Annotated in this window: 24 protein-coding genes; 11 read left to right on the top strand and 13 right to left on the bottom strand. The window is 73.5% G+C overall.

All coding sequences use genetic code 11. The features are described 5' to 3' along the window. Positions 1 to 202: 202 nt before the first annotated feature. From ACQP1V_RS22965 to ACQP1V_RS22985, 5 genes are all read right to left on the bottom strand, one after another. A complete protein-coding gene (locus ACQP1V_RS22965; protein ID WP_433411567.1) occupies positions 203 to 2,500 on the bottom strand; it encodes an FtsX-like permease family protein in 2,298 nt (765 codons plus the stop codon). After that, complete coding sequence (locus ACQP1V_RS22970) at positions 2,497 to 3,186, bottom strand: ABC transporter ATP-binding protein (protein WP_433411569.1); 690 nt, start codon at positions 3,184 to 3,186, stop codon at positions 2,497 to 2,499. Before ACQP1V_RS22970 ends, ACQP1V_RS22965 begins: the two co-directional genes overlap by 4 nt. Continuing rightward, on the bottom strand, positions 3,183 to 3,707 hold the full coding sequence (locus ACQP1V_RS22975; protein ID WP_067133913.1) for a PadR family transcriptional regulator: 525 nt from the start codon (positions 3,705 to 3,707) through the stop codon (positions 3,183 to 3,185). Before ACQP1V_RS22975 ends, ACQP1V_RS22970 begins: the two co-directional genes overlap by 4 nt. 349 nt (positions 3,708 to 4,056) lie before the next feature. Next, positions 4,057 to 5,352: a dicarboxylate/amino acid:cation symporter gene (locus ACQP1V_RS22980; protein WP_433411571.1), complete on the bottom strand. Its 1,296-nt coding sequence runs from the start codon at positions 5,350 to 5,352 to the stop codon at positions 4,057 to 4,059. A 94-nt stretch (positions 5,353 to 5,446) separates the two neighbouring features. After that, positions 5,447 to 5,554 carry a putative leader peptide gene (locus tag ACQP1V_RS22985; RefSeq protein WP_369407201.1) on the bottom strand — a complete coding sequence of 36 codons (108 nt, stop codon included), beginning with the start codon at positions 5,552 to 5,554 and terminating at the stop codon, positions 5,447 to 5,449. Between the two features lie 107 nt (positions 5,555 to 5,661). Between ACQP1V_RS22985 and ACQP1V_RS22990 the strand changes: the two genes are divergently transcribed. From ACQP1V_RS22990 to ACQP1V_RS23005, 4 genes are all read left to right on the top strand, one after another. Continuing rightward, on the top strand, positions 5,662 to 6,363 hold the full coding sequence (locus ACQP1V_RS22990; RefSeq protein ID WP_433411573.1) for a TenA family protein: 702 nt from the start codon (positions 5,662 to 5,664) through the stop codon (positions 6,361 to 6,363). 171 nt (positions 6,364 to 6,534) lie between these two features. Further along, a complete protein-coding gene (locus ACQP1V_RS22995; RefSeq protein ID WP_433411575.1) occupies positions 6,535 to 7,974 on the top strand; it encodes an MFS transporter in 1,440 nt (479 codons plus the stop codon). Positions 7,975 to 8,132: 158 nt separating this feature from the next. Beyond that, positions 8,133 to 8,723, top strand: coding sequence for a TetR/AcrR family transcriptional regulator (locus ACQP1V_RS23000; protein WP_387414430.1), 591 nt, complete (start codon positions 8,133 to 8,135; stop codon positions 8,721 to 8,723). A gap of 88 nt (positions 8,724 to 8,811) precedes the next feature. Next, on the top strand, positions 8,812 to 9,270 hold the full coding sequence (locus ACQP1V_RS23005; protein ID WP_433411577.1) for an ester cyclase: 459 nt from the start codon (positions 8,812 to 8,814) through the stop codon (positions 9,268 to 9,270). Here ACQP1V_RS23005 and ACQP1V_RS23010 read toward each other — a convergent pair. Beyond that, positions 9,267 to 10,253, bottom strand: a complete 987-nt coding sequence (locus tag ACQP1V_RS23010; protein ID WP_433411579.1) for a helix-turn-helix transcriptional regulator — start codon at positions 10,251 to 10,253, stop codon at positions 9,267 to 9,269. The genes ACQP1V_RS23005 and ACQP1V_RS23010 overlap by 4 nt on opposite strands. Before the next feature lie 64 nt (positions 10,254 to 10,317). Here ACQP1V_RS23010 and ACQP1V_RS23015 point away from each other — a divergent pair, with 64 nt between their 5' ends. Continuing rightward, entirely contained in the window at positions 10,318 to 11,652 is a 1,335-nt protein-coding gene (locus tag ACQP1V_RS23015; RefSeq protein WP_433411580.1) for an FAD-binding oxidoreductase, read from the top strand. 1 nt (position 11,653) lies between these two features. Here the strand turns inward: ACQP1V_RS23015 and ACQP1V_RS23020 are convergent, their stop codons facing one another. Continuing rightward, complete coding sequence (locus tag ACQP1V_RS23020; RefSeq protein ID WP_433411582.1) at positions 11,654 to 12,433, bottom strand: GNAT family N-acetyltransferase; 780 nt, start codon at positions 12,431 to 12,433, stop codon at positions 11,654 to 11,656. 208 nt (positions 12,434 to 12,641) lie between these two features. On the opposite strand from ACQP1V_RS23020, the gene ACQP1V_RS23025 reads away from it, so the two are divergent. Further along, positions 12,642 to 13,556 (top strand): SDR family oxidoreductase, encoded by a 915-nt coding sequence (locus ACQP1V_RS23025; protein ID WP_433411584.1) that lies wholly within the window; start codon positions 12,642 to 12,644, stop codon positions 13,554 to 13,556. Between the two features lie 28 nt (positions 13,557 to 13,584). Here the strand turns inward: ACQP1V_RS23025 and ACQP1V_RS23030 are convergent, their stop codons facing one another. Next, positions 13,585 to 14,544 carry a helix-turn-helix transcriptional regulator gene (locus ACQP1V_RS23030; RefSeq protein WP_387414421.1) on the bottom strand — a complete coding sequence of 320 codons (960 nt, stop codon included), beginning with the start codon at positions 14,542 to 14,544 and terminating at the stop codon, positions 13,585 to 13,587. Between the two features lie 354 nt (positions 14,545 to 14,898). Here ACQP1V_RS23030 and ACQP1V_RS23035 point away from each other — a divergent pair, with 354 nt between their 5' ends. Continuing rightward, positions 14,899 to 15,792: an endonuclease/exonuclease/phosphatase family protein gene (locus tag ACQP1V_RS23035; RefSeq protein WP_433411586.1), complete on the top strand. Its 894-nt coding sequence runs from the start codon at positions 14,899 to 14,901 to the stop codon at positions 15,790 to 15,792. 32 nt (positions 15,793 to 15,824) lie between these two features. On the opposite strand, the gene ACQP1V_RS23040 is transcribed toward ACQP1V_RS23035, so the two are convergent. After that, complete coding sequence (locus ACQP1V_RS23040) at positions 15,825 to 16,514, bottom strand: FadR/GntR family transcriptional regulator (protein WP_433411588.1); 690 nt, start codon at positions 16,512 to 16,514, stop codon at positions 15,825 to 15,827. Positions 16,515 to 16,831: 317 nt separating this feature from the next. Here ACQP1V_RS23040 and leuA point away from each other — a divergent pair, with 317 nt between their 5' ends. Further along, on the top strand, positions 16,832 to 18,520 hold the full coding sequence (gene leuA / locus ACQP1V_RS23045; RefSeq protein WP_433425921.1) for a 2-isopropylmalate synthase: 1,689 nt from the start codon (positions 16,832 to 16,834) through the stop codon (positions 18,518 to 18,520). Between the two features lie 30 nt (positions 18,521 to 18,550). Here the strand turns inward: leuA and ACQP1V_RS23050 are convergent, their stop codons facing one another. Beyond that, on the bottom strand, positions 18,551 to 19,012 hold the full coding sequence (locus ACQP1V_RS23050) for a MarR family winged helix-turn-helix transcriptional regulator (RefSeq protein ID WP_387414417.1): 462 nt from the start codon (positions 19,010 to 19,012) through the stop codon (positions 18,551 to 18,553). Positions 19,013 to 19,198: 186 nt separating this feature from the next. Here ACQP1V_RS23050 and ACQP1V_RS23055 point away from each other — a divergent pair, with 186 nt between their 5' ends. The 3 genes from ACQP1V_RS23055 (at position 19,199) to ACQP1V_RS23065 (ending at position 20,597) form a co-directional block, all read left to right on the top strand. Further along, positions 19,199 to 19,432 carry a hypothetical protein gene (locus ACQP1V_RS23055; RefSeq protein WP_387414415.1) on the top strand — a complete coding sequence of 78 codons (234 nt, stop codon included), beginning with the start codon at positions 19,199 to 19,201 and terminating at the stop codon, positions 19,430 to 19,432. Further along, a complete protein-coding gene (locus ACQP1V_RS23060; RefSeq protein ID WP_433411591.1) occupies positions 19,429 to 19,878 on the top strand; it encodes a hypothetical protein in 450 nt (149 codons plus the stop codon). The genes ACQP1V_RS23055 and ACQP1V_RS23060 overlap by 4 nt, the downstream gene beginning before the upstream one ends. A 131-nt stretch (positions 19,879 to 20,009) precedes the next feature. Then, positions 20,010 to 20,597: a histidine phosphatase family protein gene (locus tag ACQP1V_RS23065; protein ID WP_433411593.1), complete on the top strand. Its 588-nt coding sequence runs from the start codon at positions 20,010 to 20,012 to the stop codon at positions 20,595 to 20,597. 20 nt (positions 20,598 to 20,617) lie between these two features. Here the strand turns inward: ACQP1V_RS23065 and ACQP1V_RS23070 are convergent, their stop codons facing one another. Genes ACQP1V_RS23070 through ACQP1V_RS23080 form a run of 3 tightly spaced genes read right to left on the bottom strand, consistent with a single transcriptional unit; the run spans position 20,618 to position 23,915 of the window. After that, complete coding sequence (locus ACQP1V_RS23070; RefSeq protein ID WP_433411595.1) at positions 20,618 to 22,168, bottom strand: pyruvate, phosphate dikinase; 1,551 nt, start codon at positions 22,166 to 22,168, stop codon at positions 20,618 to 20,620. Beyond that, positions 22,165 to 22,776 (bottom strand): transcriptional regulator, encoded by a 612-nt coding sequence (locus ACQP1V_RS23075; protein ID WP_433411597.1) that lies wholly within the window; start codon positions 22,774 to 22,776, stop codon positions 22,165 to 22,167. The genes ACQP1V_RS23070 and ACQP1V_RS23075 overlap by 4 nt, the downstream gene beginning before the upstream one ends. Beyond that, the gene (locus ACQP1V_RS23080; protein ID WP_433411599.1) at positions 22,773 to 23,915 is read right to left on the bottom strand and encodes a TetR/AcrR family transcriptional regulator; all 1,143 of its coding nucleotides are present in this window, start codon (positions 23,913 to 23,915) and stop codon (positions 22,773 to 22,775) included. The genes ACQP1V_RS23075 and ACQP1V_RS23080 overlap by 4 nt, the downstream gene beginning before the upstream one ends. Positions 23,916 to 23,946: the final 31 nt, after the last annotated feature.

A 23,946-nucleotide genomic window follows, 5' to 3' on the forward strand; every position in this document is an offset into this window, starting at 1 on the left:
TCACTTGGCCGGCCTTATGCCGCGTTCCTTGCACGGTGCCGTTTATGGGGCGGATCCGTGGTGTTGTTCTCCGGCCGCCCGCCCACCCATTGGGGCGTACCTTGCCTGGGGCCGTTCATGGGTGGCGGATCCGCGCCGCGGCACGACCCCGTTCACCCAGATCAGCGGCGTCCCTCGTACGGTGCCGTACGCGAGTGTCGGATCACTCGACGCGCAGCCCGTCCGGGCGCATGAGTCTGAGCTGGACCGGCAGGCTGGCGAGGGTCACGAGCGCGACCACACCGGCGCCGGCGGCCACGGTCACGAGCAGCTGTGTCAGGCTGACGTGGAGCGGGAAGCCCAGCATCGCCAGCAGCGCCACTCCGAGTGCGGTGCCGGCCAGCACGGCGGGGACGAGTCCGAGCGCGACCGGCACCGCCATCTGCCACAGCGTGGCCCGGGTCAGTGCGCCGCGCTTCGCGCCGAAGGCGGTCAGCGCGGCCAGCAGGGCGCGCCGTTCCCTGAGCTGGTCCAGCGTCGTCGCGAGCATGCTCGTCCCGATCAGCAGCAGGAGCGCGACCGTGCCGACGAGGGTGCCCCGCAGGATCCCCGAGAACTTGCTGTCCACCTTGACCTCGCGGATGCCGTAGACGGCCATCAGGGGGCTGACCTGGGCCGCGGTATTGCGGACCAGCTCTCCGGTGTCCGGGCGGGTCTGGTCGAGGTCGATGAAGTACCGCAGCCGCAGCGGCTTCGCCGCCAGGGCGGGTACGGCGGCGGGTGTGGCGAGGATCGTCCGGTTCCATGTGGAGCCGTCCGGCAGGGTCCGTGCCTTCACCTGGGTGGCCGTCGCCGGGATGGTCCAGCCGGTCCCTAGGGCGGTGACGCGCGCGCCGGGGCGCGGCGGCTCGGCGGTGTCTACGGTGTCGTGTTCATCCCGGGCGCTTTCCACGATGAAGGTGTCACCGGAACGGCATCGGGAGATCCGGGCCAGCTCGCGCAACTCCGCGCAGGAGCCCACGACCAGCGAGGAGTAGTTGTCGGTGTCCGGGAGGTCGACGTCGGTGTAGGCGACGCTCGTGACGGAGCGGACGCCGGGGGTCGCGGAGAACCGTCCCGAGATCTCCCGGGCTCGGGCCGGCGTCGCGCCTTCGTTGAGCGCGGCGGTCACCTGGGCGCGGCTGAGGTCCGCGCCGGTCGCGTCGGTGAAGGCCGACTCCATCCCGGCGACGAACGTCTGCAGGGCGATGGCCCCGGCGACGGCCACCGCGACCCCGCTGACGAGGCGGGCGGCGGACGCGCTGTCCATCTGGATCCGGCGGATGGCGAGCTGCCAGGAAAGGCCGCCGCCGCCGAGCCGCCGTACGACCGCCTCCACCAGCCACGGCAGCAGCGTCGCCACCCCCATGAGCATGAGGACCGCGCCGCCGCCCACCTGGACGCGGGCGAGCTGTCCGTCGGTGTCCACCAGCCCGGCGAGCATCGGGGCAAGAAGGGCCAGGCCCGCGACGGGTGGCAGCAGCCGCCACCACAGCCGGCGGCGCCCCTGCCCGGCCCGGCGCACCACACCGAGCGGTTCGATGGCAACCTTGCGCAGCACACCCAGGGCGACCCCGACGGCCAGCGCCGGGACGGCGACGGCGATCAGCGCCGTCAGCGGGAGGCTGGGCCGTACGTCCGCGGGGAAGGCGCTGATGTCCCACAGCGTGAACCGGTCGACCAGCTGCCGCCCGGCGAGGAAGATCACGGCGCCGACGCCGAGCCCCAGCAGGCCGCCCGCCAGCGCCTCCCCCGCAGCGAACCGCCGGGTCATCGCCAGGTCGGCCCCCATGAGGCGGAGCGCGGCGAGCCGGCGCTCGCGTGACTCGCCGCCGAAGCGGACGGCGGCCGCGATGAAGATCGCCACCGGTGCCAGCAGCACCACGAAGGCGACGACGGCCATCAGGATGAGCCGCGGATCGGGCCCCGGGCTCGGATAGGGATTGCCGAAGGCGGCCACCCGCCGTACGCCCGCCTTGCCGTCGAGTCGGTCGCCGCCCGCGTAGTACGCGAACTCACCCGGCCCGGCCAGGCCCTCGTCCGCGATGCGGCCCACGACCTGGTAGTCGAGCCTGGCCCGCAGCAGGGCGCCTCCCGGCTCGGCCAGCAGCTCGGCCAGCGCGGGCGACACCACCATCTCGCCCGCCTTGGGCAGCGCGGACACGCCGGGTGGCGTGGGCGCGGCGGCACTCTGCGGCTGCAGCAGGCGCCCCCGGATCGTGACGCCGCGGAACTCGGTGTCGGTCATCACGACCAGCAGGGTGCCGTCGGGGAGGTCCGGATCCTGGGCGTCGTCCACGCGGGCGGCGACCCGCGTGTCCCTCGCCTCCAGGAGGTTCGGCACGGACGCGGCCAGCAGCAGGAAGGCGACGCCCAGGCCGACGGCCGTCGCGGTCAGCGCCACCCGGGTCCACCCGGTGACGCCGCCCCGGCAAGCGAGCCGTACGCCGAAGGCGAGCTGGCGCAGCCATGACGCGCTCATCGGGCCGACCCCGCGCTCGTACGGATTCTGCCGTCGCGCACGACGATCTCGCGGTGAGAGTAGGCGGCGACGGCCGGCTCGTGGGTCACCAGCACGACGGCGGTCCTCGACTGCTCGGCGCACTCGGTGAGCAGCCGCATCACCATCTCGCCGTTGAGTGAGTCGAGCGCGCCGGTCGGCTCGTCGGCGAACACCACGCTGGGCTCGGTGACCAGCGCCCGCGCGATCGCGACCCGCTGCCCCTGCCCGCCGGACGCCTGGCCGGGGCGCTTCCCGGCCACGTCGGCGACGTCGAGCCGCTCCAGCCAGTACGCGGCCCGCCGCTCTGCCTCCTTGCGCCGGACGCCCTCCATCCGCAGCGGCAGCGCCACGTTCTCCAGGCAGGTCAGCTCGGGGACGAGCTGGCCGAACTGGAAGACGAACCCGAACTCGCCGCGGCGCAGTGCGCTGCGCTCGGCGTCGGACGCGGCGATCAGGTCCCGGTCGCGGTAGCGCAGCTCTCCGGAGTCGGGGCGGACGATCCCGGCCAGGCAGTGCATCAGCGTCGACTTGCCCGACCCCGACGGGCCCATCACCGCCAGAATCTCGCCGGCCCGCACGTCCAGGCTCACCCCGTCGAGGGCCCGGGTCGTGCCGTACACCTTGGACAGGTCGCGGGCGATGAGCAGCGGAGCGTCGCCGGTCACGACCGGACCTCCTCGGCCAGCCGGTCCAGCCGGGCGCTGGTCAGCTCAAGCCAGCGCAGGTCGGCCTCCAGGTGGAAGATGGCGTGGTCGCAGATGAGCGCGTCCGCCAGGTCGCCACGAGTCTTGCGCCGGGTCAGGGTCCGCATCAGGTCGAGGTGGGCCGCGCGCTGGGCGTCGAGGACCGCCGCCGCGTCCCGGCCGGTCAGCAGCGCGAGCACCACCTTGGTGTAGAGGGTGCTGTGCAGGTAGAGCGCGGGGCTTTCCGGCTGGGACAGCCACTCCTCCACGTCCGTGACGCCGGCGGTCGTGATGGCGTACCGCTTGCGCTCCGGACCGCCGCCGTGCTCGACCGCGTCGACCTCGACCAGACCGTTCTTCAGCAGGCGCGCGAGCGTGGCGTACACCTGCCCGTAGTGCAGCGGGCGGTCCTGGCCGAACTGCGCGTCGAACTCCTGCTTGAGGTCGTATCCGTGCCGGGGGCCGCGCTCCAGTAGCGCCAGCAACGTGTGGGAAAGTGACATGACCGCGACTATACACGCTCTCTATACACACTATGTATAGAGAGAAGTCGCAGGTCAGGGGAATCGGGCCGCTCGGGCCCGCGTGCCAATGACTGTCGGATCACGTCTGCGGGCGCGGTCCGTCACCGCCACCGGCGTGCCGACGAGAAGGCCCTTGGCCGCCGACTCGGCGGCCGAATGGGGGTGGGACTGGAGACCGAGTCAGTCCGGAGGGGATGGATTGGAAACCGAGCCGGACCGGTTGGGGTGGGCTGGAGACCGAGCCAGGCCGCAGGGGGAAAGACGACGGGGGCGACCCCGTCCCGTGACCGGATTCACCGGCCGGGAAGGAGCCGCCCCCGCGTGGTGCTCAGGCCAGGGCAGGCTCGGCCGATCCGCCCGTCTTACGGGCGGGCGCGTCGTCGAGGGGCTGCGGCGGGGCCGTGAAGACGGCCTCGTCGAGGCGGTTCTCCGAGCGGCCGACCAGGACGGGGACGACCATCTGGCCCGCGACGTTGGTGGCGGTGCGGATCATGTCGAGGATCGGGTCGATGGCGAGCAGCAGGCCCACACCTTCCAGGGGAAGGCCGAGCGTGCTCAGGGTGAGGGTCAGCATCACGATGGCGCCGGTCAGACCGGCGGTCGCGGCGGAGCCGACCACGGAGACGAACGCGATCAGCAGGTAGTCGCCGATGCCGAGCTGGACGCCGAACACCTGCGCCACGAAGATCGCGGCGAGCGCGGGGTAGATCGCCGCGCAGCCGTCCATCTTGGTGGTGGCGCCGAACGGCACCGCGAAGGAGGCGTAGTCGCGGTCCACGCCGAGCCGCTCGGTGGTGACGCGCTGGGTGAGCGGCATGGTGCCGACGGACGAACGGGAGACGAAGCCCAGCTCGATCGCGGGCCAGGCGTTGCGGTAGAAGGTGAGCGGGCTGACCTTGCCCACGAAGGCGAGCAGCACCGGGTAGATCACCAGCAGCACGATGAAGCAGCCGGCGTAGACTCCGGCGCTGAACTTCGCCAGCGGGGCCAGCAGGTCCCAGCCGTAGGTGGCGACGGACTTCCCGATCAGACCGGCGGTGCCGATCGGGGCCAGGCGGATGACCCACCACAAGGCCTTCTGCACCAGTTCCAGGACCGACCGGCTGAGGTTCAGGAACGGCTCGGCCTTCTCGCCGACCGCCATGGCCGCCGCGCCGAGAACCACGCCGATGAAGACGATCTGCAGGACCTTGAGCTCGGTGAACGCGGTGACGATGTTGGTCGGGACGATTCCGGTCAGGAAGTCGAGCCAGGTGCCGGCACCTTCGAGGTCGACGGCCTTGGCGCCCTCGGTCGCGATGGTCACGCCCTGGCCGGGGTTGATCGCCAGACCGAGGCCGATGCCGGCCGCCACGGCGATCAGCGAAGTGATCATGAACCAGAGCAGGGTCTTGCCGGCGAGCCTGGCGGCTCCGTTGACGTTGCGGAGGTTGGCGACGCTGACGACGACCGCGGTGAACACCAGCGGCGGCACGGCGAGCTTGAGGAGCTGGACGAAGATCTTGCCGACCTGGGTCAGGGTGTCGGTCAGCCAGCCGACCTCTGCGGAGCGGGCGACGAGCCCGAGGACGACGCCGACGAGGAGGCCCAGCAACAACTGCAGGGAGAACGAGAACTTCTTCACGAACGAGACTCCGGGAAGAGGGCGCGCCGAAACTCAGACGGCGCGCGGGTGAGGTGGGGGAAAGGTGGAGAAAGTGGAATAGTCGAGCGCGGGGTCAGCGACAGAGATCGCCGTTGACGCGGCACAGATCGACGTGCAACCGCTCGACGAGCAACACGACGACCACCGAGAACCTCACGAGCCGCTCCAACACGACGCACATAGGTCTTATTCCAGGTTTATCTGTGATGTACCTCACAAGGCGCAGATTTCGGATGCAACCGACCCCCTCCGCGTCCCGCAGAGGGCCGTCGCGGCAGGCTGGAACCCATGAGTGACGATGTGACTTCCTTCGACCGATGGCGCGTGACGGCGGGCGCGCCCGCCTTCAGCGAATGGCTGCGCTCCTCCAGTGAGCCGGACTGGACCGACGTGGTGACCCATCCGTTCGCCGCGGCGATCACGCGCGGCGAGGCCGACATGCGGCACTACCTCGCGCAGGACTTCCAGTTCGTGGACGCCTTCACCGCGTTGCTCGGCGCCGCCGTGGCGAGCGCCGACTCGTTCGAGGCCCGGGTGTCCATCGGCCGGTTCCTCGGCCTGACCGTGGCCGACACCGAGCGCGGCTACTTCCATCGCGCGCTGGCCGCGCTCGGCGTGAACTTCGCCGCGCCGACGCCGGAGCCGGTGACTGCGGACTTCCGCGCCCTCATGGACGAGGCGCGCTCCAGCGCGGACTATCCGCTGATCATCGCGGTGCTCTGCGTCGCAGAGTGGACCTATCTCGGCTGGGCGAGCCGGGCCACCGGCCCGCTTCCGGAGAACTTCGTCCACCGCGAGTGGATCGAGCTGCACGAGGGCCCGGAGTTCCGCGCCTGGGTGGGGTTCCTCCGGGGCGAGCTGGACCGCCTGGGCCCCGGCCTGCCGGAGGCGGAGCAGCGGCGGGTCCTCGACGTCTTCCGCCGCGCCACCCACCTGGAGCGGCGCTTCTTCGACATGGCCGCGGGGGCGTCCGGCCAGGCCTGCCCATAGCCGCCTGGTAGCCGTTCGTAGCCGTCCGCACCGTACGCGCCACGGGCAGCCCGGGCCCGCATACAGCCGGCCCGGGCGCCCACATCTCCCCTGGGCCGTCGCGGCCTTGCACATACCCTGCCCGCCTATGGTATTAACTCGTACATCAGTGTTCGAGTTAATGAGGATGCCATGGCGCACAGCTCTTCCGCCTCCCCCGCCTCCCCGGTTTCTCCCGTCGGCCGTCCCGAGCCGCCCGACCCCCGCCGCTGGCGGGTGCTGGCGCTGCTCGGCGTCGCCCAGCTCATGCTCATCCTCGATGTCACCGTGGTGAACGTCGCCCTGCCCGACATCGGCGCCGACCTCGGCCTGGGGCGGGCCACCCTCACCTGGGTCGTCACCGCGTACACGCTGTTCTTCGGCGGGTTGATGCTGCTCGGCGGCCGGCTGGCCGACGTGTTCGGCGCCCGCCGCCTGATGCTCGCCGGTCTCGGGATCTTCGTCCTCGCCTCGCTGGCGTCCGGCCTCGCGAACGACGCCGCCGCGCTCGTCGGCGGACGCGTCGGCCAGGGCCTCGGCGCCGCGCTGCTGTCCCCGGCCGCGCTGGCCACCCTCACCACCACCTTCCACGGCGCCGAACGCACCAAGGCGCTCGGCGTATGGGCAGCCCTCGGCGGGGCGGGTTCGGCCGTCGGCGTGCTCCTCGGCGGAGCGCTGACCGCGGGGCCCGGCTGGCGCTGGATCTTCTTCATCAACGTCCCGGTCGGCGTGGCCGTGCTCGTCGCGCTGCCCCTCGTCGTCCGGGGCGGCGCCGCGCGTCCCGGCCCGCGGCGCGTCGACCTGCCCGGAGCGCTGCTCGTCACCGCCGCCACCGCGTCCCTGATCTACGGCCTGGTCACCGCCGGCGACGCAGGCTGGGGCGACACGGTCACGCTCGCGGCCGTGGCGGCCGCGGCCGTCCTGTACGCGGTGTTCGGCGTCGTGGAGCGGGCGGTGCGCACCCCGCTCATGCGGGTGCGGCTGCTCGCCCAGCGGCCGGTCCTGTCCGGGGCGTTCCTGATGCTCGTCGCCACCGGGATGCTGATCGGGCTCTTCTTCCTCGGCTCCTTCTACCTGCAGCGCCACCAGGGGTACAGCGCGCTGGTGACCGGCCTGCTGTTCCTGCCGGTGGCCGTCGGCACAGGCCTCGGCGCCCACCTGGGCAGCCATCTGGTGGACCGCCTGGGCGGGCGGATCCCCGCGGCGATCGGCCTGACCCTGGCCGCCGCCGGCACCGGCCTGGTCGCCCTGCTCGCCGTCACCCCGGCCGTCATGGTGACGGGACTGACCGTCGCCTCGATCGGGCTCGGAGCGGTCTTCGTCTCGGGGACCACCACCGCGCTCGCGCTGGCCGCCCCCGAGGAGTCGGGGCTCGCCTCCGGCGTCGTCAACACCTTCCACGAGCTCGGCGGCGCGGTCGGCGTCGCCGTGGTGTCCAGCCTCGCCGCGCCCAGCCTGATCGGCCCTGTGCTCACCGGGTTCAGCACCGCGTTCACGTCCTGGGCAGTCATCGGCGCGGTCGCCGCGCTGGTCGCCCTGGCCCTGCTGCCGCCGGGCCGCCTGCCCGCGTTCGACGGCCCCCGCGTCCACTGACGGGAGGGGCACTAGGCTCGTTGCGTCCGGCACGCGGCTCCGCGGACCTCGCGGACGCGCCCGGCGCCGTCGCCGGCCCCCCGGCGGGCGACGCACCGTACCCGGCCGCGGGCATGCCGCCGTGCCCGCGGCTCCGAAGCGAGCAGGAGATCACGTCCATGACGCCTCCCCGGCAGCCCCGGCCCGCCCGGCGCGCCGACGCCGAGCGCAACATCGCGGCGATCGTCACGGCGGCGCTCGACCTGCTCGCCAAGGATCCCGACGCGAGCACCGCCGACATCGCCAAGGCCGCCGGGGTGGGACGGGTCACCCTTTACGGGCACTTCCCCACCCGGGAGGCGCTCGTGGAAGCGGTGCTCGAGCGCGCGGTCGCCCTCGCGGAGGCCGCCCTCGACGACCCGGCGTACGAGGAGCTGCCCGCGCAGGAGGCGATGAGCCGGCTCATCGCCTCAGCGTGGGAGATCCTCGACGGGAGCCGCCGGCTGCGGACCGCCGCCGACCGCGTCCTGCCCGCCGAACGCATCCGCCACCACCATGACGGCGCGCTCGCCCACGTCGAGCGGCTCATCCGCCGCGGCCGGGACGAGGGGGTCTTCCGTACGGACCTGCCGCTGAGCTGGCTGGTCACGCACTTCTACGCCACGCTGCACAGCGCGGCCGAGGAGGTGGAGGCGGGGCGGCTCGACCGCGCCGACGCGGCCCGCGTGCTCGAAGCGACCCTGCGCTCGGTACTCGCGGCGGGCCGGTAGCCGTCGTCGGGCGGCCGTCCAGCCCGGCACGCCAAACATCGGCCGGTCTTGGACCGGGTTTTACCGCCGGCTCGCTAGCGTCGGTGTTGTGGGTGAGCAGGAGACCGCCGCCAGACCGGACGCCACGGACCGCCTCTTCGAGGCGATCAACGCCCATGACCTGGACGCGGTGATGCGTTGTTACACCCCGCAGGCGGTGGCGGTGACCCCCGAGATCGTCGCCGAGGGCCGGGAGCAGATCGCCTCCTATCACGCCCATATGTGGCAGGGGTTCCCCGGCGTGAAGATGGCCGTCATGGGAAAGGCGGTGTGCGGCGATCTCATCGTGATCGAGGCGCTCGGCGCTGCCACCCACAGCGGCCCCTACCTGGGCCTCAACGGCTACGTGCTCCAGGCGACGGGCCGGCGGGTCAGCATCCGCTCCTGCTGGGTCTTCACCATCGAGGACGACCTCATCGCCTCCGAGCGCCTCTACTACGACCAGTTGCAGATATTCACCCAGCTCGGGCTCACCCTGTCCGACGGTGGCGGGCCGTTCCCCAGTTAGTCCGCCGTCCTGATCTCCCCGCCGGCCCGCAGCAGCCGCTCGCCCACCTCCCGCAGATGGCGAAGCAGCTCCGAGGGCGGCTCGGGGGGCCCGCCGAGGGTGAAGTCGGCGTCGAGCGCGACCAGGTCGAGCGCGATCCGCTCCGGTGAGTCCGCGCCGAGGTGGACGACGCACGTGTGCTCGTCCACGGCCTCGATCCTGCCGGGCAGAACCGACGGCGCCCGGACGCGCACCTCCTCCGCGGACGCCCGTACCGTGGCCCGCGCCCGGTAGCGGTACGGCGTTCGCGCCACCGCCTGGGAGAGGTACGCCCGCGCGTCGGGGACGAACTCACGCGGCGTGAACCGCCATCCCGTGGAGCGGGGGTCGCCGATCCGGTCCACCCGGAAGGTCCGCCAGTCCTCCCGGTCCGGGTCGTAGGCCAGCAGGTACCACAGGCCGTGCGTGCTGAGCAGGCTGTACGGCTCGACCCGGCGCCGGCTGACGACCCCCTCCCGGCTGCGGTGCTCGAAAGCCAGCAGCTCGCGGTCGCGGCAGGCGGAGGCGATGGCCGCGAGCGCCATCGGATCCACCCGCGGCAGTCCGGCCCGGGCCACGGGGCTGATGGCCTCGGCCAGGGCCGCGACCCGGCCGCTGAGCCGTACGGGAAGGACCTGCCGCAGCTTGGCCAGCGCCCGCACCGCCGACTCGGCGATGCCGGTCACCGTGCCGTCCGCGGCGGTGAGCAGCCCGGCGGCGATCGCCACCGCCTCGTCGTCGTCCAGCAGCAGCGGCAGGTCGCGGCCGGAGACCAGCCGGTAGCCACCCGCCGTCCCGGTCGTGCTCTCCACCTGGTAGCCCAGCTCGCGCAGCCGCCCCACATCGCGCCGGACGGTCCTGTCGCTGACCCCGAGCCGTTCGGCCAGCTCCGGGCCCGGCCATTCGCGCCTGCTCTGTAGCAGGGACAGCAGGCGCAGCAGCCGGGCGGGCAGGTCGGTGCTCATTTCTTGAATCTGCCACACCTTGCGGACAGATCCTGTCCTGAAGGGGCCCTAGCGTCGGCGCACCTTGATCGATCGACGAGAGGACGGCGAGATGATCCACGTGAACGGCCCGGTGCTCCGCCCCGGTGACGCCGGTTACGACGAGGAGCGGACCGGTTTCCAACTGGCCGGGCGGCACCGGCCCCAGGTGATCGTGCGGGCGGCCGGTCCGGAGGACGTGCGGGCCGCGGTGGCGCACGCCGCCGCCGCGAACCTGCCGGTCGCCGTGCAGGCCACCGGGCACGGCGTCGCCGTTCCGGCCGAGGAGGGCGTGCTGATCAGTACCCGCGCCATGACCGGCGTCCGGGTGGATCCCGCGGCGCGGACCGCCTGGCTGGAGGCGGGCGCGCGCTGGGGGCAGGTGATCGACGCGGCGGCCCGCCACGGGCTCGCCCCGCTGTCGGGCAGCTCGCCGCACGTCGGCGCGGTCGGCTACACCCTCGGCGGCGGTCTGGGTCTGCTGGCCCGCCGGTACGGCTACGCCGCCGACCACGTGCGGGCGATCGAGCTGGTCACCGCCGGCGCCCGGCGGATCCGGCTCACGCCCGACGACGAGCTGTTCCCCGCGCTGCTGGGCGGTGGCGGCAACTTCGGCGTGGTGACCGGCATGGAGATCGGGCTCGTTCCCGTCACCCGCCTGTACGGCGGCGGCCTGTACTTCCCGGCCACGGCCGACGTCCTGGAGGCGTGGCGCGACTGGACCGCCACCGTGCCGGAGGAGCTGACCTCGGCCATCGCTTTGGCCCCCATGCCCGACCTGCCCGTGGTCCCCGCCCCGCTGCGCGGGCGGCACATCGCCCACGTCCGGATCGCCTACACCGGCGACCCGTCTGTCGGAGAGCGGCTCGTCGCGCCGTTGCGGACGGCCGGCCCGGTGCTCATGGACACGCTGCGCGAGCTGCCGTACACCGAGTCGGGGTCGATCAGCAACGACCCGCCGTTCGCACACGCCTACAGAAGCGAGACCGCCATGCTCGGCCGCCTGGACGCGGCCACCGCGTTCGACCTGGCCGGGCCGGGCGCAGCCGTCCCGTGTGTGCTGCAGGTACGCCACCTGGGTGGCGCGCTGGCCAAGCCGTCCCCCGCCGTCGTCGGGCACCGGGACGCCGAATACGCGCTGTATGTGCTCTCCGTCCTCGACGGCCACGATCCGGCGGCCGTCGAGGAGACGCACCGGCGCCTGGTCGGTGCGCTCGGCGGATCGGGCACGTTCCTGAACTTCCACTACGGCCCGGCCACCGCGGAGCAGGTGCGCGCCGCCTACGACGCCGACGCCTGGCTCCGCCTCACCCGGCTGAAAGCCGGCCACGATCCGGACAACATGTTCCGGTTCAACCACAACATCGCGCCGGCCCGCTGACCTACCGGGGCCGGTACACGTACGGCGTGGTGGTGGTCAGCGGCACGAAGCCGAGCCGCAGCAGGATCGGCCGGCTCTGGTCGGACGCGTCCACCTGGAGGAAACGGCAGCCGCGCTCGGCCGCGAGCCGGGCGCGGAAGGCGACCAGGGCCCGGTAGATGCCGCGGCCGCGCCACTCCGGCACGGTGCCGCCGCCCCAGAGCCCCACGAAGTCCGTGCCGGGGTAGATCTCCATGCGCGCCGCGCTGACCGGCACGTCTCCGGCCATGGCGACGACGGCGGCGGCCGTCTCGGGCGCCTCGGCGAGCCGGGCGAGGAAGCCGGCCACGATCTCGGGCCGGTCCACGCCGAAGGCAGACCGGTGGACCTCGGCCATCGGCTTCGCCGAGGCGGCGTCGGTGACCGGCTGCAGGCGGATGCCGTCCGGGAGATCGACGGCGGTCGACACGTCGGTGACCTCGGCCACCATCACGGTCTCCTCCGGCTCGGGCGCGAACCCGGCCGCGCGCAGCCGCGCGGGAAGGTCGGCCGGCCGGTCGTGCGCGTACAGCTTCCACTCGAACTCGCGCCCGGCGGCGGTGAAGCGGCGCACCTGGGCGGCGATCGCGGCGTCGGCGCCGGCCTCGTCCAGGTCCGACCAGAGCACGCCGTTCCAGTCGTCGCCGGAGCCGACCTGCCGGACCACCCCGTCGGCCCGCTCGATCAGCGCTCCGGCGTTGTCGGGCCGGGCGTCCTGTCTCATCTGGCGGTCGAACAGCGCCAGCACCATGTCTTGATTCATCCGCACACCCCACCAGCCGCGCCCCACGTCCGGCAACCGGATTTCCCGGGGATAGGACGCCTCCTGATCTCATCGAGAAAAGCCCACGAAAAGGCGACAGAGGGTGTCGGGTATCCGCGACATCATGCGTGACCGGACACAGAAGACAGCGCGGAATGAAGCGCGGAATGAAGCGCGGAATGAAGCACGGACGAAAGGATGGACACCCATGTCAGGACCACTGGCCGGCAAGGTCGCCCTGGTCGCGGGGGCGACGCGGGGCGCGGGACGGGGGATCGCGGTCGAGCTCGGGGCGGCCGGGGCCACCGTCTACGTGACCGGCCGCACCACCAGGGAGCGGCGCTCGGAGTACGACCGCCCCGAGACCATCGAGGACACCGCCGACCTGGTCACCGCCGCCGGCGGCCGGGGCGTCGCCGCACGCGTCGACCATCTGGTCCCGGACGAGGTCCGGGCGCTGGTGGAGCGGATCGACGCCGAGCAGGGACGGCTGGACGTCCTGGTCAACGACATCTGGGGCGGTGAGCTGCTGTTCGAGTGGGGCACCCCGGTGTGGGAACACGACCTCGACAAGGGGCTGCGGCTGCTCCGGCTCGCCCTCGACACCCACGCGATCACCAGCCACCACGCGCTGCCGCTGCTGCTGCGCCGGCCCGGCGGCCTGGTGGTGGAGATGACCGACGGCACCGCCGAATACAACCGGAACACCTACCGGAACTCGTTCTTCTACGACATCGCCAAGACCGCCGTGCTGCGCATGGGGTTCGCGCTCGGCCACGAGCTGGGCCCGCGCGGCGCGACCGCCGTGACGCTCACCCCCGGGTGGATGCGTTCGGAGATCATGCTCGATCACTTCGGCGTCACCGAGGAGAACTGGCAGGACGCGCTCGAACGGGAGCCGCACTTCGGCATCTCCGAGACGCCGCGGTACGTGGGACGCGCGGTCGCGGCGCTGGCCGCCGATCCGGACGTCGCGCGCTGGAACGGGCAGTCCCTCTCCAGCGGCGGGCTGGCCCAGGTGTACGGCTTCACCGACCTCGACGGCAGCCGCCCGGACGCCTGGCGGTACATCACGGAGGTCCAGGACGCCGGCAAGCCCGCCGACGCGACCGGCTACCGCTGACCCGGGGCCCTCGGCCCGCTCACCGTGGTCACGGCCGGTAGAGGTCGACGGTGCGGCGGGCCGCCTGGGCGATCCGCTCGCGCAGTTCGGGCGGGTCGAGCACCTCGGCGTCCGGCCCGAGCCGCAGGATCTGGTCGTAGGCGACCTCCTGCGACTCCACCGGCAGCCGGACCGTGACCAGGCCCCGATCGTCCGGCTCACCCGCCGCGGCGAGCGCCTGCGCCGCCGCGACGGGTTCCAGCACCCGGGGCAGGAGCGCCACGCCCAGCCGGCTGAGCCGTACGGTGACGTGCTCGCGCAGCAGCGAGCGGGCGAACTCGGCGGACTTCTCCTCCCAGAAGGCGGCGAGGTCGAAGTCCGCGTCGCGGGCGAAGCGCTCCTCGCCCGCCTCCGCGGCCTCGAAGCGGTCCACCCGGTAGGTGCGGAACCGCCCGTCGTCCGCGCGGGCGACGAGGTACCAGTGCCCGGCCTTCAGGACGAGCCCGTACGGTTCCACCGTGTGCTCGCGGACGGCGCCGCCGCGCGCGTGCCGCGCCCGCAGGACGCGGTCCTCCCACACCGCGCGCGCGACGGCGCCGAGAAGTGCGGGCGGGCGCGCGGTCTTGAACCACGCGGGCGCGTCCAGGTGGAACCGCTGGACGACGGTGCCGGGGGCGTCGCCGAGCGCGGCGGCCACCTTCAGCCGGGCGGCGAGCGCCCGCCCGGCCAGCCCCATCTCGTGCAGCGGGCCGGGCAGCCCGGCCAGGAGCAGCACCTCCGCCTCGGACCGCTCCAGCCCGGTCAGCCGGGTCCGGTAGCCGTCCACCAGGCGGTATCCCCCGCCCCGCCCCCGCTCGGCGTACACGGGCACGCCCGCCTCGGTCAGCGCGGCGACGTCACGCTGCACGGTGCGTTCGGACACCTCCAGCTCCGCCGCCAGCTCGGCGGCCGTCATCGCGCGCCGCGTCTGCAGCAACAGCAGCAGGGACAGGACCCGGGCAGCGCGCACCCCTTACTCCTCCCGTCCGGCGTTCGACGGGGACGGCGCGGGCGCCCCTGCCGGTCTCGGGGCGAGCGCCTCCCTGTCGTTCACCGTCCATCTTCTCGTGAAAGGAAGCCTCCGAAGCCCGCCCGCCGTCCCCCTCCCGGACGGCCGCCATGGCCGACACCCCCACATCACGCCTGACGGCCCGGCGCCGCGAGGAACCCGGGTGATTCCCGGGGATCGCCCCGGTAGAGGGTGCTTTCCCCCGGCGACCTGCGGCGGCCGGACCGCGAGGGTGTCCGCGCGTACAGCCGAAGGCGACTAGCCTGGCCCATCTCGGGGCAGCCGAGCCTTCGGGCGAGGCGGAACAGGAGTGGCGTGCTGCGGCGGGTGATCATCGTGACGGCGGGGGCGCTTGCCCTGCTTCTCGGGGGGCACGGGCTCCTGCCGGATCTGAACGGGTTCACGCCCGTGCTGGAGAGCCTCCTTCCCTGGCTGGGCCTCGGCGTCCCCATCCTGCTCGTCGGCGCGCTCGTCAGCCGTTCCGGGAAGGCGGCCCTGGCCGTGCTGCTGCTCCCGGGGCTGGTGTGGGCCGTCATGTTCGGCCCCGACCTGCTGCGCACCGCGCCCGGCGGCCCGAGCGACCTGTCCGTCGCCACACTCAACGTCGGCGTGGTCAACAACAACTCGGGGCGGGCCGTACGCGCGGTGGCCAAGGACCGCGACCTGTTCGCGGCGCAGGAGCTGACCCCGGGCGGGCCGGCGGCCAAGGAGCTCGACCAGATCTTCCCGTACAAGGCGCAGGTCAGCACCATCGGGCTGTGGAGCCGGCACCCGATCGTGGAGCAGCGCCGGGTGGACATCGGCCTGGCGTGGACCCGCGCGCTGCGCGCCGTGGTCAAGACGCCGAAGGGCAAACTGACCGTCTACGTCGTGCACCTGGCCTCGGCGCGCCCCGGGGCGACGGCCAAGCGCGACGACACCCTCGACCACGCCCGCCGCCTCATCGACCGCGACCCGAGCGAGCACCTGCTGCTCCTCGGCGACCTCAACACCGCCACCACCGACCGAAAGCGCTCTGACCTGGTGCCCCCGCTGCTCGACGCCCAGCAGGAGGCGGGCGGCGGCTTCGGGTTCACCTGGCCGTCGTCGTTCCCGATCACCCGGCCCGACCACATCCTCTACCGCGGGCTCACCGCGACCAGCGCGGGCGTGGAGGAGGCCGCCGGCAGCGACCACCGCGCGGCCGTCGCCACCCTGCGCCTGAAGTGACCCGCTCGCGGCACTGACTTCGGACGGCGGGCTCAGGTGCGGTGCAGGTGCGCGAGGGTCTGCCGCAGCTCGGCCTCCAGCACCGCGCCGGCCGCGTCGGCGTCGCCGCGCGTGACGGCGTCCACCAGGGCGGCATGGGCCGCGTCGCCGTGGTCGGGGTCGTCGTCGCGCAGGCCGAGCAGCCGCACCAGATCGATGAGCCCCTGCCGCAGCGCGGGGACGAACTCCGCGAACAGGTCCACGAGCACGGGGTTGCCCGCCGCGGCGACGACAGCGGCGTGCACGGCGATGTCGGCGTCGACGAAGGCCGCGTCGTCCCCGCTCGCGGCGGCCCGGCGCGCGTCGAGCGCGGCGGCCAGCGCCGCGACGTCGGCGTCGGTGCGGCGGACCGCGGCGAGGCGGGCGGCCTGCACCTCGACCATCATCCGCACCTCGTAGATGTCGCCGATCGCGGAGCGGCGCAGCCGGGCGGGCCAGTCCTCGGCGGGCTCGGTCGCGATGACGAAGACGCCCGACCCCTGGCGCGCCTGGACGAGCCCGGCGCCGGCGAGCGCCCGCAGCGCCTCCCGGACCGTGGACCGGCCGACGCCCAGCGTCTTGGCCAGGGCGTTCTCCCCGGGGAGCCGGGTGCCGACCGGCCAGTGCCCGCCGGTGATCTGCTCGCGCAGGTGCTGGGTGGCCTGGTCGACCAGCGGGCTGGGGCGCAGCGTCCCGAGCGCCATCCGTGTTCACCTCTCAGCTTGTCTGAGGACCTGTGGTGTGGTTAGTGTACTCGCCATGACGCTGCGTGGCCTCCTTCTCGGCTGCCGCGGCGGGGCCTGACGCGACCGGCACCCCGCCGCGGCGCCCGCTCGTGCCGGTCGTACCGACCCCGCCACCGGCAAGGAGACCAGACGCGATGACCGATTCCCCCACCAGTTCCCTTCCCAGTTCCCCCGCCGGCGGCTCTGCCGCCGCCCGGGCGTTCCCCACGCTGCGCACCCCGGACGGCCCCGTCCCCGCCGGCGCACCTGCCTGGAACCCGCAGCGTGCCGGCGCGATGCCGTACCACCGCTACCGGCCGGCACACGAACGCGTCCACGTCGCGCTGGGAGACGACCGCCGCTGGCCGTCCCGGCGCCTCGACCGGGCCCCGCTGTGGGTGCCGGTCGACCTGCGCGACGGCAACCAGGCGCTGGCCGAGCCGATGGACCCCGCGCGCAAGCGGAGGATGTTCGACCTGATGCTCGCCATGGGCTTCAAGGAGATCGAGGTCGGCTACCCGTCGGCCAGCCGCACGGACTACGACTTCGTCCGGCACCTGGCCGAGTCGGACTCCGTACCCGCCGACGTGACCATCGTGGTCTTCACCGCCGCCCGCGCGGACCTGATCGAGCAGACCTTCGCCTCCATCGAGGGCCTGCCGCGCGTGGTCGTCCACCTGTACACCGCGACCGCCCCCACCTGGCGCGACATCGTCCTCGGGCATGACCGCGCCGACCTGCGCGCCCTCATCCACCGCGCCGCCGAGCGGATGGCGCACCTCGCCGACGCCCGTCCCGGGCCGCCGGTGCGGTTCGAGTTCTCCCCCGAGGTCTTCAACCTCACCGAGCCGGACTACGTTCTGGAGGTCTGCAACGGGCTGACCGCCCTGTGGGACGCCTCCCCCGACCGGCCGGTGATCCACAACCTGCCCGCCACCGTCGAGATCGCCACCCCGAACGTCTACGCCGACCAGATCGAGTACATGCACCGCCACCTGGACCGGCGCGGGTCGGTGATCCTCTCGGTCCACCCGCACAACGACCGAGGCACCGGCGTCGCCTGTGCCGAGCTCGCCCTGCTCGCCGGGGCCCAGCGCGTCGAGGGCTGCCTGTTCGGCAACGGCGAGCGTACCGGAAACGTCGACCTGGTCACCCTCGCCCTCAACCTCCACTCCCAGGGGGTGGACCCGATGCTCGACTTCGGCGACATCGACGAGATCAGGCGGACCGTCGAGCACTGCAACCGGCTCCCGGTCCCCGACCGGCACCCGTACGCGGGCGACCTGGTCTACACCGCCTTCTCCGGGACGCACCAGGACGCCATCAAGAAGGGCCTGGCCCACCATGAACGGCGCGCCGCCGAGCTGGGCGTGCCCGCCGCGCGGGCCCCGTGGGAGGTGCCGTACCTGCCGATCGACCCGGCCGACGTGGGCCGCGACTACCAGGCGGTCATCCGGGTCAACAGCCAGTCGGGCAAGGGCGGCATCGCGTACCTGCTGCAGACCCACCACGGGCTGGACCTGCCGCGCCGCCTGCAGATCGACTTCTCCGCGGTGGTGCAGCGCGCGACCGACGACGGCGGCCACGAGGTCACCGCCAAGGACCTGTGGGAGATCTTCCACACCACCTATCTCGCCCCAGGCGAGGACGGCCGGCTGGCACTCGCGTCCTGGGCCACGGCCGAGACCGCACCGGGCCGGCACGAGTTCACCGGCACGCTGGTCGCCGATGGGCGCGAGAGCGAGCTGCGCGGCACCGGCAACGGCCCTCTGTCCGCCCTCGCCGACGCGCTCGCGTCCGCCGGCGTCGCGATCGACATCCTCCAGTACGCCGAACACGCGACGGGGACGGGACCGGACAGCCCGGCCGTCGCGTACGTGGAGTGCCGGACCGGCGCCGTCACACGCTGGGGAGCCGGGCGGGACACCTCCGTCCTGACCGCGTCGGTGCGGGCGGTGCTGGCCGCCGTCAACCGCGCCCGCTGAGCCGGCCCCCGCCGCCCGGCTTGCCGGCGGTCACTGGTCGCGCTGGTGGTGGCGCACGACCCGGGCGAGCAGCCCGGCGAGCTGACCCCGCTCCTCGGCGGAAAGGGGGGCGAGCAGCACGTCCTGCACCTCCGCCAGCACGCCGTCGAGCCGCCGGAGCTGCCGCAACCCGGCCGCGGTGATCGTGATGATGTTCCTGCGCCGGTCGCTGGGATCGGGGGCGCGTTCGAGCAGCCTCCGGTCCGCCAGCTCGTTGATCATCGAGACCATGTCGCTGCGGTCGACGCCGCACCGGCGGCCGAGCACCGCCTGGCTGGCCGGGCCGAACTCCTCCAGGGCCGCGAGCAGCCGGTAATGGTAGGTGCGCGCCTCCGCCGTGGCGAGCCCCTCGGAGACCATGCGATGGGCATGGGTCGCGGTCTGCGTTATCAGCCAGCTCGGCGTGTTCATCAGCCGTGAGGGGGCGGCTGCGTCGGCCGTCTCGTCCACCATCCGGGGAGTCTAGCGGCGGCTCTCCCGCCCCATCGTCAGACGGGCCCCGCTCGCGAGGACCCTGCGTCCATACGCGGCCGCGCAGGTCCACGCCCCAGCCGCCGAGGCCCGCTGACGTCGGCGCGCCTGGTCCCGAAACCCGCGTATCGATGGACCGGCAGGGTATGACTCGGTAAGCTCCCGGGTATGACCAAGAAGATCACGATCTCGCTGCCCGACGATCTGGCCGCGGAAGCGCAGGCGTCCGGCAACGCCTCCGCGTACATCGCGGACGCCCTGCGCCAGCGCCGCCGCGTCGAGCAGGATCTCGCGATCATGGACGACCTGTGGGGCGCCGGCTGGCAGGACGGCATCACCGACGAGGAGCGCGCCCGCGCGGCCCGCCTCCTCACCGGCGACTCCGAGGCAGACGCGGCGTGACCGAGGCGATCCCCCCGGCCGGGCACGTCACCGGCCACGTGCTCGACATCGACGCCCTCGTCCACCTGATCGAGGGCAAAAGCATGTACGGCAGGGAGGTCGTGCGGCAGTCCTCGGCGTACGGCGTCACCCTGCTCGTCCCGCCGCTCGCCGTCCAGGTCCTCTCCCTCGGCCCCGCCGCTCCCCGGCTGGAGCGCTTCCTGCGCATGTCGGTGGCCGTGGTCGGCGCGCTCTCCCCCGACGATGCGGCCGCCGCCGCCCCGATCACGACCGCGATCCGCGCCAACCTGCACCGCAACCGGCCGGGATCCGGCGAGGAGGGGCTGTCGGAGGTCCTCGTGGCCGCGCACGCCGCCGTCTACGCCGCCCGGCGCGGATGGCGGATCCTCACCACGACCCCCTTCCTCTACGACGGGCTGGACGTGCGGCTGGAGATCCTTCCCTGACCTGCCCGGATGGGGGATGCGGGCCCAGCCGGGGGGCCGTCCAGCCGGGTTCCTCAACACGCCCCCGAATCCAATTGAGATGTTGATAACATCCGAATGCTTTCAACATCTTGAGTCTTGGAGGGGATCTGATGGCGACCCGGCACCTGTACGTGGTCCGGCACGGCGCGGCGGACACGTTCGGAGAGCTGACCGACATCGGTCAGCGGCAGACGGAGCTGCTCGCCGAGCGCCTGGCCCACCTGCCGGTCGAGGCCGTGTGGCATTCGCCGCTGCCCCGGGCCGTGCGGTCGGCGCGGATCATCGGCGAGCACCTGCGCGGCGTGCCCGTACGGGAGGCTGCCGAGCTGATCGACCATGTCCCGCACGTGCCGGCGCAGGCGCCGCCGGCGTGGGCCGGGTTCTTCGACGGGTACGACCCCGCCGAGGCAGCTGAGGGGGAGCGGCTCGCGGACGCGCTGACCGGCCGGTTCGCGCGCCCCGCCGAGAGCGAGACGCACGAGGTCCTGGTCACCCACGCCTACCAGGTGGCCTGGCTGGTGCGGCACGCCCTGGACGCGCCGCGGTCGCGGTGGCTGACGATGAGCTGCGGGAACGCGGCGATGACGGCGATCGAGTACTACGACGGCGCGGCGCCGGCGCTGCTGCTGTACAACGACATGAGCCATCTGCCGCCGGACCTGCGCTGGACCGGGTTCGGCCCCGGGGTCCGGCCCTGAGGCACGTGATCCGCGGCCGGTCAGTCGCGACGGAGCGCGGCGTGGGCGTCGCGCAGCCGCTGGGCCTCCCCGCGCGCTGACCGGTCGCCCGAGGCGTCGTCCGCCCAGGCGAGCAGCCGGTGCAGGTGGGCACCGGCCGCTCCCGTGGCGGCGCGGGGGCGGCCGAGCGCCACCTCGCCGCTGGTCCCGTCGATGGTGATGGTCGTGCCCTCACCGAAGGTGCGCCCACCCACCCTGATCGAGGTGCCGTCGACGGTGAGGTCCACGGCTCCGACCACCGCCGGTTTGCCCATCGTGCGGGCGACGACCGCGGCGTGGCTGGCCGGGCCGCCGCGCGCGGTCAGGACGCCTGTCGCGGCGGCCAGACCGCGCATGTCGTGCGGGGACGTCTCCGGCCGTACCAGGACGACCGGGCCGTCGGCGGCCATGCGCACCGCGGCGTCGGCCGTGGTCGCGATCCGGCCGGCCGCGACACCGGGGCAGGCGCCCACGCCCCGGGTGAGGACGTCGACGTCCGGCGCCGCCACGATACGGAGCGTGCGCGCGTTCTCCAGGTGATGCGGCGAGACCCGCAGCAGCGCCTCACCGCGGGTGAGCACGCCCTCGTCGGCGAGGTCGGTGGCCACACGCACGGTCGCCGCGCCGGTGAACCGGCCGGGGCGGACCTGGAGGAACCACAGCTCGCCGGCCTGGAAGGTGAACTCCACGTAGCACGCGTCGCGGTAGTGGTCCTCGATCCGGCGCAGGGCGTCGAGCAGGCCGGCCCACACGGCGGGTTCGCGGTCGGCGAGCGCACGCAGGGGCAGGGTGGGGGCGCGGCCCGAGACGACGTCCTCCCCCTGGCGTTCGAACAGAACGTCACCGAACGGGACGTTCTCGCCGGTGTTGGGGTCGCGGCTGAACGCGACACTGGTGCCGCTGCGCCCGTCGCGGTTGCCGAACACCATCGTCTGCACGATCGCGGCCGTGCCGAGGTCGTCCGCGATGCCGTGGAGTCGGCGGTAGGTCCGCGCGCGCGGCGTGTTCCACGAGGAGAAGACGGTCCGCACCGCCAGCGTCAACTGGTCGGCGGCGGTGTCGGGGATGGCCGCGCCGGTGTTCGCGGGCGGCGTGTCCGCAGGCGGAATATCGACGTCGGTTCCGGTCAGCGCGGAGGCGAAGCTGGACAAGAACCGGCGCCGGGAGGCCGTCGCGAACCGGGGGTCGCCGGTCTCGGCCGCCAGCGCGGCGGTCGCCTCGGTCGTCAGGCCCAGGTTGAGGACGGTGCTCATCATGCCCGGCATCGACACGCCGGCCCCGGAGCGGACCGACACCGCCAGGGGCCTGTCGCCTCCCCCGAACCGGCGGCCGGTCCGGGTCTCCAGGTCGGCCGTGGCAGCCCGCAGTTCCTCGGCGAGCCCGGCCGGGAAGCTCCCGGTACGCAGGAACTCGCGGCAGGCCGGCGTCGTGACGACGAACCCGGCGGGCACCGGCAGTCCGAGCCGGTGAAGCAGCACGAGGCCGTGGGCCTTGGCGCCGAGAACGTCGGGGGTCTCCGCGACCCGTGCGGAGACCGGGCGCACCCACCTCATCGGGGGATCCCCAGGGTGGCGAGCAGGTCCTCGTGCAGCTCGGCCCACACCGTGTGGTACGACGCGGTGTCGTCGGTCACCAGCTCCCGTGCGCCGGCGGTGGCGCGGTCGAGGGCTTCGGTGAGGCGGGCCGGGTAGCGGGCGAACCGCGGCAGGACCGCGGACAGTTCGCCGCAGACGGGGGCGAGGCGCCGGTCCAGGTCGGCGAAAAGGTCCAGGACGCGTGCGTCGTAGGACGGGTCGTCGTGCTTGTTGACCGTGGGGACGCCGTCGACGATTCGCAACTGCCAGGCCGTGCACAGGTCGAGCAGTTCCGGGTTGAGTTCGAGGAAGCGCTCGTACGCCGCGGTCACGGCGGGGCGTGCGCCGGCCGTCTCCAGCTCATCGGTGATCCGCCGGGCGTCCTCGGCGCGGCCGGACTCGGTCAGGCCCCACGCGCCGGACAGTCGGGTGACGTGGCCGGCCACCGCCAGGTCGATCAGTTCGGACTCGACCGTGGGCTCGTCCAGCCTCGTGGCCGCCGCCACGCGGGCCACCCCGCAGTAGCCGCAGCAGCGCACGGTGTGGAGGATCAGCAGGTCGATCCCGGTCTCGATCGGCCGAGTCATGCGCCGGCCCTCCCCTTCCGGAAGTCGGCCAGTGGGTCGGCCAGTGGGTCGGCCGGTGCGGCACCGGCCGCCGAGACGGCGGCACCCCGTCCGGCGGCCCGTGCGACGATCGCGCCGCCCTGGACGCGCACCGCCGTCTCGGTCTCGTCGTCGACGCCGGCCAGGCCGAGGGCCGACGCCACGAGGGCGCCGTCGTCGACGACCAGCCGCAGGGACGGCCAGGCGTCGGCGGGGAACACGCCGCGCAGGCAGGTGAGCAGGTCACGGACGCGCAGCCGGACGAGCCGGCCGGTCTCGGCGAGGTCGTCCGTGACGGCGACGACCGTGACCTGCTCACCGGGGCGGGCGGAGCGGACGGTTTCCTCCGCGGCGCCGAGGCGGCGTGCGCCGAGCACGGTCACCAGGCCGTCGGCGGCGAGGTCGACCGGGTCGCCGGTGATCTGGTCGGGCAGACCGGCGGGCGGGGTCCAGGACTCGTGGCGCGGTTCCGTGGGTTCGACATAGGGCGCGTGTGCCGGTGCCCACGTGTCGGCGAGGTCGAGCCCGGCCAGATGCCGGCAGGCGCGTACCCGGTCGAAGGGGTCGCCGAAGCCGGGCGCCGTCTCGGCCAGGGCGCCCGCCCCACTGAGCAGGGTCAGCACCAGTTCGGCCAGGCGGACCCGCCGCCCGGCCACCGGGTCATGGGACTCCAACCCGACGGCCAGCAGCAGCGCCTCCAGGCGGGCGAGCTGGGCGAGCACGGCCCGGCCTCGGTCGTCGTCCACGACCCCGGCGAGCGAGCGCAGCCGCAACCGGCCGCCGGGCGCGTCCTCGTCGGCCAAGGGCAGCCGGTCCAGCCACGTCCGGGCGAACTCGCCCAGCGCGTCCTCCAGGGACACCGGCGGCCGCGCGGGCTCCACCGTGGCCGTCTCCTCGACCATCGCGACGAGCACCGCCAGGTAGAGCGCGCGCTTGCTCGGGAAGTTCGAGTACACCGCGCCCCGGGTCAGCTCGGCCCGCTCGGCGATCCGGTCGACCTTGGCCGGGGTGTAGCCGCGTTGGACGAACTCCTCCCGCGCCGCCGCCAGCACCGCCGACCGCGTGCGCTCCTGCTGTTGGGCCCGCGTCAGCCGCGCCATCGCCGCCCCCTCGTACGCCATGATCGAAATGCCCTCATAATCCAGATGATAA

Origin of the sequence: Microtetraspora malaysiensis (assembly GCF_050947145.1) — a bacterium.
Taxonomy (GTDB): Bacteria; Actinomycetota; Actinomycetes; order Streptosporangiales; family Streptosporangiaceae; genus Microtetraspora_A; species Microtetraspora_A malaysiensis.

Bases quoted from the DNA above. Each gene is read 5' to 3' on its own strand.
- ACQP1V_RS23075 (WP_433411597.1), bottom strand. From the start codon at position 22,776: ATGACTCGGCCGATCGAGACCGGGATCGACCTGCTGATCCTCCACACC.
- ACQP1V_RS23050 (WP_387414417.1), bottom strand. From the start codon at position 19,012: ATGGTGGACGAGACGGCCGACGCAGCCGCCCCCTCACGGCTGATGAAC.
- ACQP1V_RS22965 (WP_433411567.1), bottom strand. From the start codon at position 2,500: ATGAGCGCGTCATGGCTGCGCCAGCTCGCCTTCGGCGTACGGCTCGCT.
- ACQP1V_RS23055 (WP_387414415.1), top strand. From the start codon at position 19,199: ATGACCAAGAAGATCACGATCTCGCTGCCCGACGATCTGGCCGCGGAA.
- ACQP1V_RS23065 (WP_433411593.1), top strand. From the start codon at position 20,010: ATGGCGACCCGGCACCTGTACGTGGTCCGGCACGGCGCGGCGGACACG.
- ACQP1V_RS22990 (WP_433411573.1), top strand. From the start codon at position 5,662: ATGAGTGACGATGTGACTTCCTTCGACCGATGGCGCGTGACGGCGGGC.
- ACQP1V_RS23020 (WP_433411582.1), bottom strand. From the start codon at position 12,433: ATGAATCAAGACATGGTGCTGGCGCTGTTCGACCGCCAGATGAGACAG.
- ACQP1V_RS22995 (WP_433411575.1), top strand. From the start codon at position 6,535: ATGGCGCACAGCTCTTCCGCCTCCCCCGCCTCCCCGGTTTCTCCCGTC.
- ACQP1V_RS23025 (WP_433411584.1), top strand. From the start codon at position 12,642: ATGTCAGGACCACTGGCCGGCAAGGTCGCCCTGGTCGCGGGGGCGACG.
- leuA (WP_433425921.1), top strand. From the start codon at position 16,832: ATGCCGTACCACCGCTACCGGCCGGCACACGAACGCGTCCACGTCGCG.
- ACQP1V_RS23010 (WP_433411579.1), bottom strand. From the start codon at position 10,253: ATGAGCACCGACCTGCCCGCCCGGCTGCTGCGCCTGCTGTCCCTGCTA.
- ACQP1V_RS23080 (WP_433411599.1), bottom strand. From the start codon at position 23,915: ATGGCGTACGAGGGGGCGGCGATGGCGCGGCTGACGCGGGCCCAACAG.
- ACQP1V_RS23040 (WP_433411588.1), bottom strand. From the start codon at position 16,514: ATGGCGCTCGGGACGCTGCGCCCCAGCCCGCTGGTCGACCAGGCCACC.
- ACQP1V_RS22985 (WP_369407201.1), bottom strand. From the start codon at position 5,554: ATGTGCGTCGTGTTGGAGCGGCTCGTGAGGTTCTCGGTGGTCGTCGTG.
- ACQP1V_RS22975 (WP_067133913.1), bottom strand. From the start codon at position 3,707: ATGTCACTTTCCCACACGTTGCTGGCGCTACTGGAGCGCGGCCCCCGG.
- ACQP1V_RS23070 (WP_433411595.1), bottom strand. From the start codon at position 22,168: ATGAGGTGGGTGCGCCCGGTCTCCGCACGGGTCGCGGAGACCCCCGAC.
- ACQP1V_RS23000 (WP_387414430.1), top strand. From the start codon at position 8,133: ATGACGCCTCCCCGGCAGCCCCGGCCCGCCCGGCGCGCCGACGCCGAG.